At 35.2% G+C, this 17258-nt stretch carries 17 protein-coding genes; 15 read left to right on the top strand and 2 right to left on the bottom strand.

All coding sequences use genetic code 11. The features are described 5' to 3' along the window. Positions 1-95: 95 nt before the first annotated feature. From AC1DOS_RS10575 to AC1DOS_RS10555, 5 genes are all read left to right on the top strand, one after another. Complete coding sequence (locus tag AC1DOS_RS10575) at positions 96-551, top strand: GNAT family N-acetyltransferase (RefSeq protein ID WP_477537469.1); 456 nt, start codon at positions 96-98, stop codon at positions 549-551. 225 nt (positions 552-776) lie between these two features. After that, positions 777-1562 (top strand): PhzF family phenazine biosynthesis protein, encoded by a 786-nt coding sequence (locus tag AC1DOS_RS10570; RefSeq protein ID WP_477537468.1) that lies wholly within the window; start codon positions 777-779, stop codon positions 1560-1562. Positions 1563-2011: 449 nt separating this feature from the next. Then, on the top strand, positions 2012-2578 hold the full coding sequence (locus tag AC1DOS_RS10565; protein WP_477537467.1) for a hypothetical protein: 567 nt from the start codon (positions 2012-2014) through the stop codon (positions 2576-2578). A gap of 1160 nt (positions 2579-3738) precedes the next feature. Beyond that, on the top strand, positions 3739-4029 hold the full coding sequence (locus AC1DOS_RS10560; protein WP_477537466.1) for a DUF4304 domain-containing protein: 291 nt from the start codon (positions 3739-3741) through the stop codon (positions 4027-4029). 425 nt (positions 4030-4454) lie between these two features. After that, a complete protein-coding gene (locus AC1DOS_RS10555) occupies positions 4455-4916 on the top strand; it encodes a hypothetical protein (RefSeq protein ID WP_477537465.1) in 462 nt (153 codons plus the stop codon). Between the two features lie 489 nt (positions 4917-5405). Here AC1DOS_RS10555 and AC1DOS_RS10550 read toward each other — a convergent pair whose 3' ends face one another. Then, entirely contained in the window at positions 5406-6179 is a 774-nt protein-coding gene (locus AC1DOS_RS10550) for a DeoR/GlpR family DNA-binding transcription regulator (protein WP_477537470.1), read from the bottom strand. A gap of 236 nt (positions 6180-6415) precedes the next feature. Between AC1DOS_RS10550 and AC1DOS_RS10545 the strand changes: the two genes are divergently transcribed. From AC1DOS_RS10545 to AC1DOS_RS10500, 10 genes are all read left to right on the top strand, one after another. Beyond that, entirely contained in the window at positions 6416-7549 is a 1134-nt protein-coding gene (locus AC1DOS_RS10545) for a phosphonoacetaldehyde reductase (protein WP_477537464.1), read from the top strand. A gap of 18 nt (positions 7550-7567) precedes the next feature. Next, positions 7568-8599 carry a PhnD/SsuA/transferrin family substrate-binding protein gene (locus AC1DOS_RS10540; protein ID WP_477537463.1) on the top strand — a complete coding sequence of 344 codons (1032 nt, stop codon included), beginning with the start codon at positions 7568-7570 and terminating at the stop codon, positions 8597-8599. A 110-nt stretch (positions 8600-8709) separates the two neighbouring features. After that, a complete protein-coding gene (gene phnC, locus AC1DOS_RS10535; RefSeq protein ID WP_477537462.1) occupies positions 8710-9474 on the top strand; it encodes a phosphonate ABC transporter ATP-binding protein in 765 nt (254 codons plus the stop codon). Between the two features lie 12 nt (positions 9475-9486). Beyond that, entirely contained in the window at positions 9487-10272 is a 786-nt protein-coding gene (gene phnE / locus AC1DOS_RS10530) for a phosphonate ABC transporter, permease protein PhnE (protein WP_477537461.1), read from the top strand. Then, positions 10272-11114: an ABC transporter permease subunit gene (locus AC1DOS_RS10525; RefSeq protein WP_477537460.1), complete on the top strand. Its 843-nt coding sequence runs from the start codon at positions 10272-10274 to the stop codon at positions 11112-11114. Before phnE ends, AC1DOS_RS10525 begins: the two co-directional genes overlap by 1 nt. A gap of 29 nt (positions 11115-11143) precedes the next feature. Then, positions 11144-12238, top strand: coding sequence for a 2-aminoethylphosphonate--pyruvate transaminase (gene phnW, locus AC1DOS_RS10520; RefSeq protein WP_477537459.1), 1095 nt, complete (start codon positions 11144-11146; stop codon positions 12236-12238). Further along, on the top strand, positions 12235-13050 hold the full coding sequence (gene phnX / locus AC1DOS_RS10515) for a phosphonoacetaldehyde hydrolase (RefSeq protein WP_477537458.1): 816 nt from the start codon (positions 12235-12237) through the stop codon (positions 13048-13050). Before phnW ends, phnX begins: the two co-directional genes overlap by 4 nt. A 1131-nt stretch (positions 13051-14181) precedes the next feature. Beyond that, entirely contained in the window at positions 14182-14664 is a 483-nt protein-coding gene (locus AC1DOS_RS10510) for a DUF2975 domain-containing protein (protein ID WP_477537457.1), read from the top strand. Between the two features lie 35 nt (positions 14665-14699). Beyond that, positions 14700-15179 (top strand): DUF2975 domain-containing protein, encoded by a 480-nt coding sequence (locus tag AC1DOS_RS10505; protein ID WP_477537456.1) that lies wholly within the window; start codon positions 14700-14702, stop codon positions 15177-15179. A 10-nt stretch (positions 15180-15189) separates the two neighbouring features. After that, entirely contained in the window at positions 15190-15408 is a 219-nt protein-coding gene (locus tag AC1DOS_RS10500; protein WP_144565805.1) for a helix-turn-helix domain-containing protein, read from the top strand. Positions 15409-15918: 510 nt separating this feature from the next. On the opposite strand, the gene AC1DOS_RS10495 is transcribed toward AC1DOS_RS10500, so the two are convergent. Further along, positions 15919-16329 carry a hypothetical protein gene (locus AC1DOS_RS10495; protein ID WP_477537455.1) on the bottom strand — a complete coding sequence of 137 codons (411 nt, stop codon included), beginning with the start codon at positions 16327-16329 and terminating at the stop codon, positions 15919-15921. Between the last annotated feature and the right edge of the window lie 929 nt (positions 16330-17258).

Below are 17258 nucleotides of genomic sequence, written 5' to 3'. Positions count from 1 at the left end.
GTTGAAACCTTATTCAACTAACGGGGCAGTTTAGTTTAAGAAGGGATTAACTGCTTTTTGTGGAATTATAAACAAATAAGGGGGAGAGAAAGATAATGGTTAAGTTAGATTTAATGAATTCAGATGATTATCAAAAATATATTACTTCAGCGATTAAATCATATGCGGAAGAAAAAGTTTTATCGGGAAATTGGAGTGAGGAAGAATCAATTATGAAAGCAAAAGAGGAATATACAATGCTTTTGCCCAAAGGTGAGAAAACTGAAAATAATTACTTATACACAATTCGAAAAAATGACAAAGCAATCGGAGTTATATGGTTTGCACTAAAATCTCAAAACGAGGGATTCATATATGATATTAATATATTAGAAGAACATCAAGGATTTGGGTATGCCAAAGAAGCTATGAAGCAAATAGAGGCTGTTGGGCAAAAATTAGGAATCAATAAAATAGGACTTCACGTTTTTGGTCAAAATAAAAAAGCCAGAGGCTTATACGAGAAATTAGGTTATCAGGATACAAATGTCTTGATGGCAAAAAATATCTAAAGTTATATTATGTCTAACTAATATGGGCGAGGAACCCAGAATGATTATGCTTTTGTTGTTGAACTTATTGTACTAACGGACAATTTCATGAAATTTGAGTCTACTCTGTTCAACTAACGGGTGCTTAAGTTGAAGATCAAGTGCTGCTTAGACAGCTCTTTTCYTATTGAACTAACGGGTAAGAATTATTAGGAAGAAAAGGTTACACCAAACGGAGGAGTCAAAATGAAATTATCTAGCTTTAATACGTTTACAGAAAAAGCTTTTAAAGGAAATCCTGCCGCTGTGTGTTTGTTAAGTGAGGAAAAACCTAGTAATTGGATGCAGAATGTTGCAAAAGAAATTAATTTACCGGTTACTGCTTTTATTAATCGCAATAAAAATGAATATCATTTACGCTGGTTTACTCCTTCTACAGAAATACCTATTTGTGGACACGGAACACTGGCAAGTTCCTTCTTTTTATGGAAAAACGGGTACGTGGAAAAAGAAAAAATCATTAGTTTTTATACAAAAAGTGGTGTTCTCAAATCACGATTTGTAGATGAATGGGTTCAATTAGAGTTTCCTTCGATTCTTGAAGAGAAGTCGATTGCTCCTGATTTATTGATTGAGGCTTTAGGTGTTGAGCCTACATATGTTGGGAAAAACCAATTAGATTATTTAGTGGAAGTAAAATCAGAAGCTATTGTAAGGGATTTAAAACCAAGGATAGGCCTGATCGCCCAATTACCAGCCCGTGGAGTTATTGTTACAAGTCATTCGAGTTCAAATGAATATGACTTTGTTTCACGTTTCTTTTCCCCAGCTCAAGGTCTTAATGAGGATTATGTGACTGGTTCAGCACATTGTTGTTTAGGTCCATATTGGAAGGGAAAATTACAAAAGAGTGAGTTTACTGCTTACCAAGCTTCCGATAGAGGAGGTATTTTAAAAGTTAAAGTTATAGATGATAAAGTTTTACTATCAGGAAAAGTAGTGACAGTATTTGAAGGTAATTTGACTATTTAATATTAATAATCCCTTATTCAACTAACGGATGCTTTAGTTGAGAACCGGCTGCCTTTTACATGGCAGTCTTTTTTTATGAACCTAGTTGGATACTTCCCAATTGTGATGTTATGTCAACCTGGGGTGTATACGTGATACAATCCAGTTGAGTAAGTGAATCAATGTTTTTACGGACGGATTATCTAGTTTCTTGTTCAACTAACGGGGCAGGTTAGTTGAACAAGGGCTGATCTTATTAAGAAAAATAATTTATGAAAAAAGTTGTTCTAGCAATGGATAAACGAATTTCAAGCAGTTGTTTTATCTACTTTTCCTCTGGAAAAATTAGTGACCTTAATTTAACGGATAACGGCATAATTCTTACGATAGTTATGTTCAAGTATTAAAGGGGGGGTGTTCCAAGAAGGTTACTACGAATTAGAGATTAAATACTTTTTAGGAGGAATAGTATGATTAACTTAGCAGAATTTCTGTACAATAAAATAAAACCTAATATTGAGAGTTGGAATGAAGAAGGAATATATGCATTATCTTTTTTTGTATATACAAATGAAGCTTCAGATAATATCCCTGTTTTAGCAATCAGTTATAATACCGAAGAAGATTGTGAATATAGTTCACAGCTCAGTGAGCAGAGATGGAATTATGCCTTTTGGAGACAAGAGGAAAAAGAAATTATTGGAGATGAAGAATCAACAAGCATATTATTACAATGGTATAAGGAAAATGGGATAAAAAATATTGGTTACGAGGACGAAGCATTAATGTACGATGCAGATTATAATTATATAGGAAAAGGACCAAACGGATATTATGAGCTATTGCAGATAGTATCTAATGTTGCAAAAAGTTTACATGATAATAAAGTTATTATTAATACTTTTAAAAGAGAAATACCTATCATTATTCACGACTTGGAATACTCTTGGAATTCAGAAGAAGCGACGCAAAATGGGAACCCTAATGGGATAGCCGACATATTCTTGGAAGTATTACACCAAGGGTTTCCAGAGTAAATGCTTTTATGGGTGCATAATATCGTTAAGAGAATTAGGAAGAAGACAAGTGGCACAGTCAAAAAAACGATAATATTTATATTTTGCTATTTCACTAACGGGTGCTTAGTTGAACAACCGGCTACCTTAACAAGGCGGCTTTTTTTTATGGATCTGAAGTTGATTAACTTCCTCATCCGGGTGTTATGTCAACCTAGGGTGTATACGTGATACAATCCAGTTGAGTAAGTGAATCGTGTTTTTACGGACGGATCATTTAGGTCCCTTGTTCAACTAATGTGGCGGGTTTGTTGAATAATCAATTAGTGAACTAGGTTTTGATTTTTTGAGGAGTTAGGAGAGGAATAGATTGAAAAAGTTTCGTGGAAAAAGGCGTTATTTTCGTAATWTATSGAGGRCGGTAKCASTMGAGCATAAWGAWTTRGACTTTGGMAACGAGGGATGGTTTGATTTMTGGCATACCYATCTAGACTTTTTCGGGGTTGGAAATAATAGTTTAAAGATAAGAAGAGAGCATATAAAAGCACATTTAGYTGTATATGAAAATTTATTAGATAAGCTCGACACATATGATAAACCTTATCAATCGTGGATTAAATTAGATGRTGAAGATGCTGSTATGGATGCAGTWTATATTCATACTCCTAATCCTAATGAAAAYAATTTCCCTCWTAAAATAGARAATTTAAACTGGGATTGCAATATMCCGAAATATTTCAAGGATTTAGTAAACCTGAAGGAATTTAATGTGGGTCACTATAAGTGGGAATRCAATAGCAACTATATAATCCAGTCCAAAAATAAGGGGATTAAATTGYAGRACTTATTGAACTAAYGGATGCTTAGTTGAACAACAAGCTGCCTTTACAAGGCGGTTTTTTTTATGTCCTAGATTTCAATCTTGTACCTATACTTAGTTTCGTATAGGTTACTGAACTTAGATTGTTGAACGAGTTCTTGAACATTAATAAAAGAGTTAACCCTTAGAAACCACTTTAAATATGGGGTGTTCATTAACTTCTGGTTTTCTGAACAAAACCTTATTAAGGGGAAATGATCATCCAGTCCCTTCTTCAACTAACGGGGCAGATTAGTTGAAGAAGGAATAGACGATTTAAGTGGAGAATAATTGTCCTTAAAGAACAAAGAGGAGAATACCAATGGATACTGCGAAGTTTAAAGAAATTGTAGTAGAAATAGTTATTTCTAACGGGATGTGTAAAAGAAGAAGTTGTTATTATTTAGAAGGTAATGAAATAATTATTGTACTTGGTTTACAAAAATCAAGTTACTCATCTAGTTATTACTTTAATCTGGGATATATAATTAAAGACTTAAATGATAAAAAATACCCTAATTATACTGATGGAAATGTCCGTTTGAGATTTGAGTTTGGACTAAATGGCAAAAACACAGACATAGTTGATATAAAAGAAGTGTTGATAGATTAACTAGCTAATGAACTAGGGAGAAACATCCTATTTTATGTTTCTCCCATAACAAACATTGAGGCTTTAAAAAACCTAATTAAAGAACAACCAATTCTCTTATTTCAGACCACACTTATCACAAAACAATACCTTCAAATTGAATAACTCTTCTTGGACTAACGGATAGTTGAAAAACCAGCTGCCTTTAAAGGGCAGCTTTTCTTATGGAGTAATGAAGTGATAACTTCATCATCCGGATGTTATGTCAACCTAGGATGTGTACGTGATACAATCCAATTGAGTTTGTAAAATCGAAGTTTTACGGCGGATCTTCAGGTTCTTGTTCAACTAACGGGGCAGGTTAGTTGAATAAATAATTCATTTAGAATGATTAACTTTAACGGAATATTACCTAGTAGCTTTCAAAAAGGAGAGGATTTATAGAGATGACAGAAATCACATTTTTAGCTTCATCCAAGCCATTTGAAATACCTGATGAAATTGAAGACTACAATAATCGAACAATTTTTGAACGTGAAGAAGATTGTATATCTTTCTCTGTTGAAGAGATAGGTGATTATTGGGAGAAAGAGGTTGAAGGTCTGTTTTCTTTGCCTTATATCTACGAGGTAGATGGAGTAGGAAATCGTTTATTTCTAACATACATTGAAAAGTATATGGAAATAGGAGATGTATTTGAATTATACACAGTACCCAATCAACACGCATTCGAATATTACAAACAAACTATGCAAGACAATCCTGAGCCAATTGAAGTAAATGTGAGAAGTTATACATACCGGGACATTTATGGTTTATATCAATTAAATTTAAAAAAGTGGGTAGAAGATTTAAGTCATCGAAATTATTGTACCCATCATGGTATCACCACATTTTTAAAGTGTTAAACGCAAGATTGTAATTGAACTAACGGGTGCTTTACTTCAATAAGGAGTGAAGCATTTTTCTTATTCAACTAACGCAGCAGTTTAGTTGTATTAATTTTACTGACAGGTTCCTTTGGACCATTTGTATTAACAGCTACACAAGTTTTGATTGTTTTATTCTGCATTATGGTTACTACAATACCTTTAACAATGATTGTTTATGCTAATAGAATATAGGGGGCGATTATGAAACTTTATATGTTTGATTGTGAAGCATTGCACATAAACTAACGGATGCTTTAGCTCAAAACAATGGTTGTAAAACAACTCTTTTTTCTTCTTCAACTAAAGCAGAAGGTTAGTTGAAGAGTATTGTTTAACTTGTGTTCAACAAGCGGGCCAGACTGTTGAACAAATATCAATACTAGATAGGACCTTTTGTGCTCTTTATATTGATGCTAATAACAATTCCTTTTGCAAAATGAAATTAGTGTTCTAACACATTGTGAATTAGTGTGGAGAATGAATCCGAATACCCTGTTTGCTATATTCCTCTACCATGTTAGATGATAATGAACTATCAGTAACGAGCAGGTCAATATCCTTTAGTGGACAAATATTGATGTAAGAAGACGTCTCAAACTTTGATGAATCAGCAACGACTACTTTATATTTTGTCCGTGACATAATGGTTTGAATAACGCCTACTTCATGCATTCTAAAATCCGTTAGACCGTGTTCAAGCGATAATGCATTCACCGTGATAAAAGCAATATCAATATTGAAATTAGACAAGATTTCTTCACATTGTTTCCCATATAAAGTATATTCCTCTGGATTATAAAAGCCGCCGGTGAGGATGACATTGAAATGTCTATTCGATCCAAGAATCGATAAAATACGAAGATCGTTTGTAATAATGGTTAACCTCTTAAACCTTTCGACAAGGGCTTTTGCAACTTCGATCGTCGTAGTCCCGCCGTTTAGAGCAATCGCTTGCCCCTCTTCAATTAATTCAATTGCTAATGAGGCAACTTCTTGTTTTTTTTCTAGATTTTTGACTTCTCTTTCATTAAAAAGCTTATTTACTACATTATCAGTATTTTGGATTAAAACAGCCCCGCCGTGAACACGTTTCACGTTTCCCTTATTCTCAAGAACCTCTAAATCTCTTCTTACAGTATCGATTGAGACATCCAATAAAGTAGCAAGCTCAGAAGCTTTTGCAGCTTTTTGCTGTTTTAAAAAGGATTCAATCATTTGATGTCTTTGTTCTTGTAACATCACGAAGTACTCCCCCTAATCTTTTATATAACAAGTATAAAAATAATAGCACAAATCAAAAAAAAAGCAAAACAATGCATAGAAAAGCATTTTGTAAAGTTAAAAGTATATATTCTTTATGAAAAAAGTGTAAATGTTATGTAATTAAAGAGTAAAATCCATTGTAAAACCGCAAAAAACGGATTAATATTGCATTTGTAAGCAAATGAAAACCAAAAAAGAAGGGAACTAACTGAATGGGAAACTATTATAATCCAGTCAAAATTAAAATAGCTACGATAGATATTATCGAGGATGTCTTAAATACAATCAATCCACAAATTAAAAATATTGTCCTTTTACATCGAGGAGGTGATTTTTTAGAAACCGAGGCTGGACATACCCTCTACAAAGGTCTTGAGGATTTTGAGGTCAAACAATTAGCGGTGAATATATCCAATCCTGATGTAGAAGACTTGTTTTACTATTATAAACAAATTGAAAGCTTTGATTATCAATGCATAGTAGGAATTGGGGGCGGCAGTGTTCTTGATCTTTCGAAATCTTTAGCTGCCTTAAAGGATATGAAAATAGATTCTACCTCTACTTTACGCTCTATAATTGAACAAAAGCTTTATATAGAAAGTCAAAATTTCGTACCCTGGATTGGGATTCCGACAACCTCAGGTACAGGTTCCGAGGTTACTTGCTGGGCAACAATTTGGGATCGCGCTAACGGAGTGAAAATGTCAGTTGATTGGGAAAAACTATATGCACATACCGCTATCATCGTCCCGGCTCTAACAGCATCATTACCGAAGGGATTAACGGCTGCAACCGCTTTAGATGCTTTATGTCATGCTACTGAGGCTTACTGGTCAAAAAGCTCCAATGAAATTTCAAGAATCTATTCATTAGAAGCGATCAATCGGATTGTCAACAATTTTGAAAGTGTATTAAATCATCCGAATGACATTACATTAAGGAAAGAAATTGCTTTAGGAAGCTTGTATGGAGGTCTAGCCTTTAGCAATACAAGAACAACGGCATGCCATTCAATCTCGTATCTTCTCACATTAGAACTTGGAATGGTTCACGGGATTGCGGCAAGCATCACCTTGGCAAAAGAGATGGAAATCAATTTTGACTCCATTATTGAAAACGATAAGTTGCTTCAAGCCTTTGGAGTAAGCAACGTCAGTGAAATCCAAAAGCTTATCGAGCATTTCCATCAACTATCGGGTTTCTCAAGCAAGCTCAGAGATTATAAGGCGAATGAAGAAATAATCGAAAAAATCGCCAGAAACGCCTTTACAAAGGGCCGAATGGATAATAACCCAGTTGCTTTAACAAAAGAAGATGTCACACAAATTCTACTATCTATTTATTAAGGAAAAGGAGAGAAAAAAATGAAGACTAAATTAATGTTAGTAATACTCTTAGTATTATCTGTTTTATTAACGGCTTGTAGTGGAGGGAATGACAGTGCTGGAGAAGTGGATGATGTGATTAAAATGGTATGGTATCCAAACGAATCTGGTGAAGATATGAAATCATCTCGCGAAGAAATTGGACGACTTATTACAGAGGCTACAGGTAAAAAAGTAGAGCATCAATTAACAACTGACTATGCCATTGCAATTGAAACACTAGTGAATAACAATGCGGACATTGCATTTACGGGTTCACAAAGTTATGTTGAAGCAAATAATAGAAATGATGCGGTTCAAACAATTGCAGTGAAATCTGGTGAATCCGGTACTTTGGATGATGCTAAATATCATAGCTGGTTAGCAGTTAATGTAGACGAGCAGGACAAATACAAAGTAAATGGAGAATTTTCACTTGATACAATTGCTAATACAAAGTTTTCATTCGTATCAAACAGTTCAACATCAGGGTTTAAAGTTCCATCCGCTAATATTATTGCTCATTTCTCACAACAAAAAGAGTATGCAGACTTAACGTCAGAGGATTTAATGGAAGGCGGCCCGTTATTCTCCCAAGTATTATTTGGCAACTCTCACCAAGGTTCCACAGTTAATTTATTAACTGGTAATGCAGATGTTGCAGCATTTTGTGATACTTGTGTAGAGGATTATGTGGAGATTGCTGAAGGCGATGAAAATACAGTCGGTGCTGTTTATCACGTTAAAGATGATGCAACAGAACCTTTTAATACGGTTGCAGGCAAGGAATTTACATTAATGAGTGCTACACCTGTATTAAATGAACCATTCGTAGTAAACATGGATGTAATCGGTCAAGTGGATTTTGATAAAATTCAAGCCTTATTAACTTCAGATGAATTTGCAAATAATGAAAAAATCTTTGCTCCTGAAGATTCAGAACAGACAGCTTTATTCACTAAAAAGGGTAAAGAAAGACTAATTGCTGTAGAAGATGAATGGTATGATCCAATCCGAGAACTTTCAAAATAATACACCACTTCATCAATAGGTAAAACTGTATAGGAAGAAGAGTGTGCATAGGGGTATATTCGTTATGTACACTCTTACTTGCTAATTAAACCAAAAAGGAGTCATTTCGAATGTCTTTGTTAAAGGTAGAAGGACTTGGTAAATCATATACAGCAAACAAACAAATACTAAAGAATATTAATTTTGAAATAAAAGCAGGAGAATTTGTTTCTGTCATTGGTCCATCAGGTGCTGGTAAATCGACCATGCTGCGTTGTATGAATCGAATGGTTGAATTTAATGAAGGAATGATTATTTTTAACAATCAAGAAGTTGGAAGTTTAAGTAAAAAAGAATTACGTAAATTGCGAACAAATATTGGGATGGTGTTTCAGCACTATAATCTCGTACCTCGTTTGACGGTGATTGAGAATGTGTTACATGGTCGGTTTGGTTATAAAACAACGCTACAAGGACTACTAGGCAGATATACAGAAGAGGAAAAAGAACGTGCCTTTTACCTGTTGGAGAAACTAGGAATTCATGAACATGCTTATAAACGATGTGACCAATTAAGCGGTGGTCAGCAGCAACGTGTAGGGATATGCCGAGCGCTTATTCAAGAACCTAAATTGATTCTATGTGATGAACCAATTGCTTCACTTGATCCGAATTCTTCTAAGGTGATCATGGACCATTTAAAATCGATTAGTACGGAAATGGGCATTACATGTTTAGTGAATTTACACCAAGTGGAAGTGGCACAACACTATTCAGATCGAATTATTGGGTTGAATAGTGGTGAAGTTGTATTTAATGGAAATGGCCGTGAGCTTTCTGACGAACAAATTCACAAAATCTATGGAACCAAAACAAAAGATTTAATAACAGGATAAGGGGAAATGACCGTGAATGAAAAAACGATGCGAAAAAGCAGATGGCAGACAGTAATCTTTCTTCTCCTCATCATCGTTCTTACCTATTTATCATCAGTTATTACAACATTTAACTTTGTGGAGGGGATGGCGACAATCCCTGAAGCTATAGGCTGGATCTTTTCTAATTTAATGGTGACACAGGAGTCACTTGATAATTTACCAAAGATCCTAGGGAAATTAGCTGAAACCATCTTTATGTCTATTGCCGCAACAACTATTGCGGCTGTTATTTCTCTCTTCTTAGGGGTATTTGGATCAAAAACAACAAAAGTAAACAACATCTTAAGTGTATTTGCTCGTTTTATTGCTTCAGTATCAAGAAATATTCCAGTTGTCGCATGGTCGCTGGTTTTGCTCATTTCTTTTGGACAAAATTCAGTAACAGGCTTTCTCGCTCTTTTTGTGGGAACGGTAGGTTTTTTAACAAGGGCATTTATCGAATCTATTGATGAAGCCAGCCAAAGTTCTGTTGAAGCATTAACTGCAACGGGGGCAACCTATTTCCAAATTGTGAGTAAAGCTGTCATTCCACAATGTCTACCACAGATGATCAGCTGGGTATTGTTCATGGTTGAAACGAATATTAGAAATGCCACATTGGTGGGAATCTTAACGGCTACGGGAATAGGATATACCTTTGATATGTATTATAAAATGTTAAATTATAGTGCGGTAGCACTTGTGACACTATGTATTGTCATTACCGTCATTATTGTGGATATTATATCAAATTATATACGGAAGGTGATTCTATAATGGAAGAAACCTATATTAAAAGAAAGAAAGACGGCCGTATTCGTACAAAATCGGGTAACAAAGGTGATCAAGTTCTAAGATGGACGTTAATGATTCTAACAGTTATGACAGTTATTTCTTTTCTATTTTTTAACTATGCAGGGCTGGAATTAGGTTCAGCGATTTCGGAAACAGCTTATAACTTAAAAGTGATGTTTCTTGAACCAAAATTAAGTCATTTTGATTTAAGAGAAGCCGTCTATCAAGTTGGGATTACACTTGGTTTAGCATTTCTAGCTACGATTATCGGAGGCATTATAGCCTTTTTCCTTTCTTTGATGGCCGCAACGAATTTAGCTCCTGCATGGGTATCGAGAATCGTTCGTATATTTGTTGCTGTTATTCGGGCTGTTCCAACGGTATTATGGGTGTTAATCTTTGCGATTTCCGCTGGGTTGGGAAGTGAAGCGGCGGTTCTTGGTATGTTATTTCATTCTATCGCTTATTTAGTTAAAGCATTTTCTGAGGCATTTGAAGAAGTCGATAAGGGAATCTTTGAGGCGCTGCAATCAACTGGTGCGAACTGGTGGCATATCGTAAGAAGCGGTGTTATACCGTCTACTTTTACCTATTTGTTATCATGGATTTTCTTGCGATTTGAGATTAATTTTGGTGTAGCAGTAGCAATGGGGGCAGCAGCTGGAGCAGGCGGAATCGGATTTGAGCTTTTTATGGCATCTAGCTTCTACTTCGATCTGCAGGAGGTTGGCTTTATTACCTACGCAATTCTAATTATTGCCATTCTATTAGAAGTCTTTTCAACCCGATTGAAAAAACGTTACTTTCCAACAACTTCTGACTAGTTCATAAATGAAGGAGAATAAAGAGAACCATGAATCACTATAAACTTTTAACACCCGGTCCGTTGACAACGACAAGCAGTGTGAAAGAGGAAATGCTTTTAGACCGTTGTACTTGGGATAATGCTTATAAAGCTATTACACAAAAAATAAGAGCTAAGCTTCTTAAATTGGCAGGGGCTGACCAAGAAGAATATACTACTGTACTCATGCAGGGAAGTGGCACGTTTGCGGTTGAAGCTGTGATGAATACCACAATTTCGAATCAAGATAAGGTTTTAATTATAACGAACGGTGCCTATGGAGAAAGACTTGTAAAAATAGCAAAATATATTGGACTAGCATTTAGGGAATACAGCACCGCCTACAATGAATACCCGAATGAAGATGAAGTTAGAAAAATTTTACAAGAGGATCCAGGTATTACGCATATTGTCATGGTCCATTGTGAAACTACAACAGGCATATTAAATCCAATTGAGATGATTTCAAAACTATCAAAGGAATTTGAGAAAACGTTAATCATTGATGCCATGAGCAGTTTCGGTGGAATGGAGATTAATGTTCCTGAACTAGGGATTGATTATTTAATTAGCAGTGCCAATAAATGCATTCAAGGGGTTCCAGGTTTTGCTTTTGTCGTTGCTAGATTAGAGAAGCTAATAGCTTGTGAAGGTAATTCGCAAAGTTTGTCATTAGATTTATATGATCAATGGAAGGAAATGGACAAGGACGGGAAATGGCGTTTTACTTCTCCGACACATGTAGTGGCTGCGTTTTCTAAGGCCCTTGATGAATTAGATGAAGAAGGTGGCATTCCAGCAAGGTTTTCACGTTATCAGAATAATAATCGAATGTTAAGAGATCGACTTGAAAAAATAGGATTTCAAGCTTATTTATCAGAAGAAAAACAATCTCCTATTATTACAACCCTTCTTTTTCCGGATGATTGCTTTAATTTTGAACACTTTTATACATTTGTTAAGGAGAGAGGCTATGTACTTTATCCTGGTAAATTGACGAATGAAAATACATTTCGAATCGGAAATATTGGTGAGATTTACCAAGCTGATATTGAAGAATTATGCAATATTATAGAATCTTACATGGGAGTGATGAAAAAATGAACAAAGTAGAAGGAGTTATTTTTGATTGGGCTGGGACAACAGTCGATTTTGGTTGCTTTGMACCAGTAAACGTGTTTATTGATATTTTTAAAAATGCAGGTATTGAAGTAACCATGGAAGAAGCAAGAGAACCAATGGGGATGTTGAAAATTGACCATATTCGCGCGATGCTGTCCATGCCTAGAATCTCGACAAAATGGGAAGAAAAATACAAAAGACCATTTAATGAACAAGATGTAGAGTATCTATATACTGAATTTGTACCTGCACTCATGTCTTCCTTAATCGAGTATACAGATCCTATTCCAGAGGTTGTGGAGACTGTGCAAATATTAAGAAACCAAGGATTGAAAATCGGTTCAACAACAGGATATACACAAACTATGATGGATGTTGTTGTTCCTAATGCTTTGAAAAAAGGCTATAGTCCAGATTTTTATATTACACCGGATGGAACAAATTCTATTGGAAGACCGTATCCTTATATGATATATCGCAATATGGAAGCATTAGAATTATCAGCATCATGGAAGGTAGTAAAAGTAGGAGATACTACCTCAGATATTAAAGAGGCGGTTAATGCAGGCGTTTGGTCAGTGGGTGTCGTGATCGGCAGCTCTGAAATGGGATTAAGTTTAGATGAATTTAATGCTCTATGTAAAGAAGAACAAGAGAAAGTGATCTCTAAAACAGAAAAATCCTTTTTACAAAATGGAGCAGATTTTACAATCAAATCGATGAGCGAATTGCCACCATTAATTGAGAGAATCCATCACCTTATTTCAGATGGAAAAAGACCTAATGCTAAATAAGCTAAACTAAAAGATTGACGGGGTTGGTAACTTTAGTCAGCTACGGACATAATAGTTAAGTCAGTTAACGCTAAAGGTTTAGAAAAGATTAAATCAACCACGTCAAGACCTTGTCTGACTGGAATCAAAGATGCCGATGGATGAATACTATATAGCTGATACATAGTTATATAATTAAAGACAATAGGTGATAGCCTGTTAGGAAAATGAATATTCTGTATCGGAAAACTAAGAGCAAACCTTTAATACAGGTTTTGCTCTTGTTTTATTCCGGATATTTTTGACAACCGGAACACCCCTAGATTCTAGAATTTCCATTACTATCATCATTTGAGAATGATACATGGAAATGGCTTGTTGCACTAACGAGGGCGTCTCTTTCTTAATCAACTAACGGGTGCTTTAGTTGAWTAAGCAACCCAAAGAGAAATCAYCTTTCTAAAAAMARCTGAGCCCAATTCATATGCGAATTTGGGCTCAGTTGTWTTTTTAATTTCTACTAGATAACTGAACAAATAATATAATTTTGAAAAAGTAACAAAAAAAGTACAGAGAGAGGCCTCTTTGAAATTTTAAATAACAAAAAAATTTTACTTCTGCTTAGTTTCATTGCTACTACGATCTTTTCTTTTATTCCCGGAATTGGGATTCGGATTGATGGAACTTATCGTTTTTTTGGTTTTCCAGCTCAGTGGTTAGGATATTACAGAGGTGGACAGTTCAGCTTTGAACTATTAGGCCTGGGGCAGGTTAGTTGAACAAGGCCCCCCCCATTTAATTGTATAAGCTTAAGAAAAAGGTGATTTTGGTTGGAAAGCGATTCGAAGTAAGGCAGATATTGCTTGGTGAGGAAATTGATGAACAGGAGTTTGTTGGAATAATCAATAGCATTTATAAGCAAGACTGTTATATCTATGCGATTATTCCTGAATATGAAGAGGAGTTATTTAACTTACTTTCGTTTTAAAATAAGAGCATTTCTTTGTAATGAGAAATTCTTTTTATTTTTGTCAATATTAAAAGAATATAATAATAACAATAATAATATAATTAAAAACGATATAAGTTTATTCCAAAACAATAAATTATGTGTTAAAGTCATTTTATTATCAAATCAGTGAGGTGCTTTAAATGAATGTTAAACAAGGTTCAACCACTTTCTTAAAGGTAATTATTTTTCTGATTGGGATTGCGATGCTTGCTTTATGTATCTGGTTGCCTGAGATAGCCATTAAAGATGCAAAGGTACATCCAGATACGGCTTATTTCCTAATCCCCTTTTTAGTATGTGCATATGGATTCTGTATTACGTTTTCTGTTGCGTTGTATCAAGCATTTAAAATACTAACCTATATCGAAAAAAACAATGCTTTCTCTGAATTATCCCTTAAATCTTTGAAGGTTATAAAAAAATGTGCTTTTACAGTCATTTTCCTCATTCTGTTAGGAATAGTAAGCTTGAAGGTGCTTGCTAAAATCACAGGAGACGACCCAGCAGGTCCTATATCACTAAGTCTAATGGGTATTTTAGCAACAAGTATCATCGCAGCCATTGTGGATGCACTTCAAAAGCCATTAAAAAATGTCCCAGATATTAAGTCAAAAAATGATTAACGGTTTGAGAAAATTTAATTAACGAGGTGATTTTTATGAAACAAGTTACGACACTCTTTTTAAAGCTAGCTGTTATTTTTATAGGAATCCCAGTTCTTGCATTGTGCATATTTTTAGTGCCCAATATGGCGAATTTCGCAGCAAAATTGTATCCAAATATTGCCCCAATGAAATATCTCGTTTTCATCGTGATGTATGGAGCGGCTGTGCCTTTTTACTTTGCTCTCTATCAGGCGTTCAATCTTTTACGGTACATTGACGAGAACACAGCGTTCTCGGAATTATCTGTAAAGGCGTTAAAGAACATAAAGTGCTGTGCGATTACAATCAGTGGTTTGTATGTATTAGGTTTGCCACTCTTTCGTTTTATAGCGAAGAATGTTGACCCTCCTATTGTATTAATGGGACTCATCATCATTTTTGCATCGTTGGTTATCGCCGTTTTTGCTGCTATCCTCCAACGGCTTCTACAAGAAGCGATTAACATAAAATCAGAAAATGATTTTACGGTCTGAGGTGGAGGATATGGCAATTATTATTAATATTGATGTGATGTTAGCAAAACGAAAAATGAGCGTAACGGAGCTTTCTGAGAGGGTTGGAATTACTATGGCGAATATTTCCATTCTGAAAAATGGGAAAGCAAAAGCAGTTCGTTTTTCAACATTAGAAGCGATATGTAAGACTTTGGATTGTCAGCCGGGTGATATTTTGGAGTACAAAAGCGATGAGGACACTCAATAAAAACAGACAACAAATTTATTTAACTAACGGGAGTCGATAGAGAATTTAAGGATAGCCATTAAGCTATCCCTTCTTTGCGTTTATTGATGTTATTTACTCAGAGAATTCCATTGATATTAGTGACAAAAAACATGATGTGATTTGCAATGTTTGCACCTCAAAAGGGAACCCGTTAGGTTGCTTTTGTAGCCCTTTTTTTATTGAACTAATAGGGCAGTTTAGCTGAAGAATATTAATATTTCAATGGGCATATTACCTGCAAAATAAGTTGAGTACCTGATCTACAGTTTTTTTCACTTTATTGGCCTGTTCGGCTGTCGTTTTAAGGAGGGTAGCTTGAGCTGTAGCTTGTTCAAAAACACGACGTTTAAAATCAGTACGGCCGATATTGATTCCACGTGTTTCAATTAAAAAGCATGCGCTTAAATAGGGGAATGTCCTTATATTTTAATTTGAAAAGCAAAAAGAACATTTTCTATAATGTTCTTTTTGCTAATTTTAATTAAACTTTTATGGCAATCTCCTGAACGATGAAAATACAGAACTCATCTGCCTTAACGTATTGACTCCACTTGATATTTTCTGTGCGGTTGTCATCATTTGATTTATATTACCCCACATACTAGGTCTCTGTGAGTAATAATCTTCTTGGGGTGGTCCGAAATTTTGACCTGGTGTAAAACCTCGAGGTCCCTGAAAAGTTTGTCCAGGGTAAGGTTGGAACTGTCTTGGATCCTGATATACAGGTTGGAACTGGCTCGGCTCCTGATATACAGGTTGGAACTGTCTTGGATCCTGAAATATAGGTTGGAACTGACTTGGATCCTGATATACAGGTTGGAACTGTCTTTGTTCCCAATAATTTGGTCTAGAGAATGATTGGTATGGCCATGGATTCGGATTTTGAGGATAAAATGGCATATTCTTCACCTCCCTTCTTTTATAGCTCTCAAGTCTATCCCGTAGCTTGACTGATAAAGAAGTGCCTTCTTCCTGCAGAAATTTAAATGCATTTTCTAGACAGTCTAAGAATAACTACTTTCTTCCAATCTCAAAAATGAATTCTTAGAAAATGCCATGAATAACCGTGAACTGCATTCATTATGATGAAAATGACAAAACAGCAATTATTGAAAAGAAAACCCTGCTTCAATGTGTACGTAACTCTTTATCATATGAAAAAATCAAATCCTTGACTGGACAAACTTATAGGTAAATGAAAATTACCCTTTAATTAGATCTCTGCATTCACGAGKGGGAATTCTAGCTTCAAGCTAAGAATAAGTGAGGAAATGAAGAATGATGAGATATCGTAATCGAAACCGTAAAGGATGATACATACAAGGGCTGCCAGTAATAATTCCTCTTCTTCACGAACTCAGAAAATGTCTGAAAGACTTCTTCTCTTTGTTCAATTGTATATTCTTCAATTCCAAAGTACTTTTCAGCCAGACCAATTTTGCCGTGTAGAATCAATGCCAACAGGTAACAATGTCGGCAGAAGGCCTAAATCAATCCACGACTTTGGTGCTGGGCCCTCTAAATAATACATAGGAAACGAACTGTACGTTAAAATCCACTAGATGCTAGACCATCGGCTTCTTCGTATCAATCGGATTAGGGTAGATATAACTGCTGACGGCGAGAACTGCGAGAGGCCAGTCTGCTACTTTCGAGTAAAATCGTTTTTCATAAATAAGCTGACATGGAGATATTTTTTTGAATAATAATCACTATAACTCCGATTGATACGTACCCAAGATGCACAGATACCAAATGGGGAAAAGGTGCCACCCACAAGAGATGACAGATTTGTTAAACCGAAATTCTTCAGTTTAGCGTTTCTAACC

This window comes from Paenisporosarcina sp. P5_A11 (assembly GCF_056400705.1).
Note: the sequence above shows the minus strand (reverse complement) of the source record. Positions and strands in the feature narration are given on the sequence as shown.

Bases quoted from the DNA above. Each gene is read 5' to 3' on its own strand.
- phnW (WP_477537459.1), top strand. From the start codon at position 11,144: ATGAATCACTATAAACTTTTAACACCCGGTCCGTTGACAACGACAAGC.
- AC1DOS_RS10505 (WP_477537456.1), top strand. From the start codon at position 14,700: ATGAAACAAGTTACGACACTCTTTTTAAAGCTAGCTGTTATTTTTATA.
- AC1DOS_RS10565 (WP_477537467.1), top strand. From the start codon at position 2,012: ATGATTAACTTAGCAGAATTTCTGTACAATAAAATAAAACCTAATATT.
- AC1DOS_RS10510 (WP_477537457.1), top strand. From the start codon at position 14,182: ATGAATGTTAAACAAGGTTCAACCACTTTCTTAAAGGTAATTATTTTT.
- AC1DOS_RS10525 (WP_477537460.1), top strand. From the start codon at position 10,272: ATGGAAGAAACCTATATTAAAAGAAAGAAAGACGGCCGTATTCGTACA.
- phnC (WP_477537462.1), top strand. From the start codon at position 8,710: ATGTCTTTGTTAAAGGTAGAAGGACTTGGTAAATCATATACAGCAAAC.
- AC1DOS_RS10575 (WP_477537469.1), top strand. From the start codon at position 96: ATGGTTAAGTTAGATTTAATGAATTCAGATGATTATCAAAAATATATT.
- AC1DOS_RS10570 (WP_477537468.1), top strand. From the start codon at position 777: ATGAAATTATCTAGCTTTAATACGTTTACAGAAAAAGCTTTTAAAGGA.
- AC1DOS_RS10560 (WP_477537466.1), top strand. From the start codon at position 3,739: ATGGATACTGCGAAGTTTAAAGAAATTGTAGTAGAAATAGTTATTTCT.
- AC1DOS_RS10550 (WP_477537470.1), bottom strand. From the start codon at position 6,179: ATGTTACAAGAACAAAGACATCAAATGATTGAATCCTTTTTAAAACAG.
- AC1DOS_RS10555 (WP_477537465.1), top strand. From the start codon at position 4,455: ATGACAGAAATCACATTTTTAGCTTCATCCAAGCCATTTGAAATACCT.
- AC1DOS_RS10540 (WP_477537463.1), top strand. From the start codon at position 7,568: ATGAAGACTAAATTAATGTTAGTAATACTCTTAGTATTATCTGTTTTA.
- AC1DOS_RS10545 (WP_477537464.1), top strand. From the start codon at position 6,416: ATGGGAAACTATTATAATCCAGTCAAAATTAAAATAGCTACGATAGAT.
- AC1DOS_RS10495 (WP_477537455.1), bottom strand. From the start codon at position 16,329: ATGCCATTTTATCCTCAAAATCCGAATCCATGGCCATACCAATCATTC.
- AC1DOS_RS10500 (WP_144565805.1), top strand. From the start codon at position 15,190: ATGGCAATTATTATTAATATTGATGTGATGTTAGCAAAACGAAAAATG.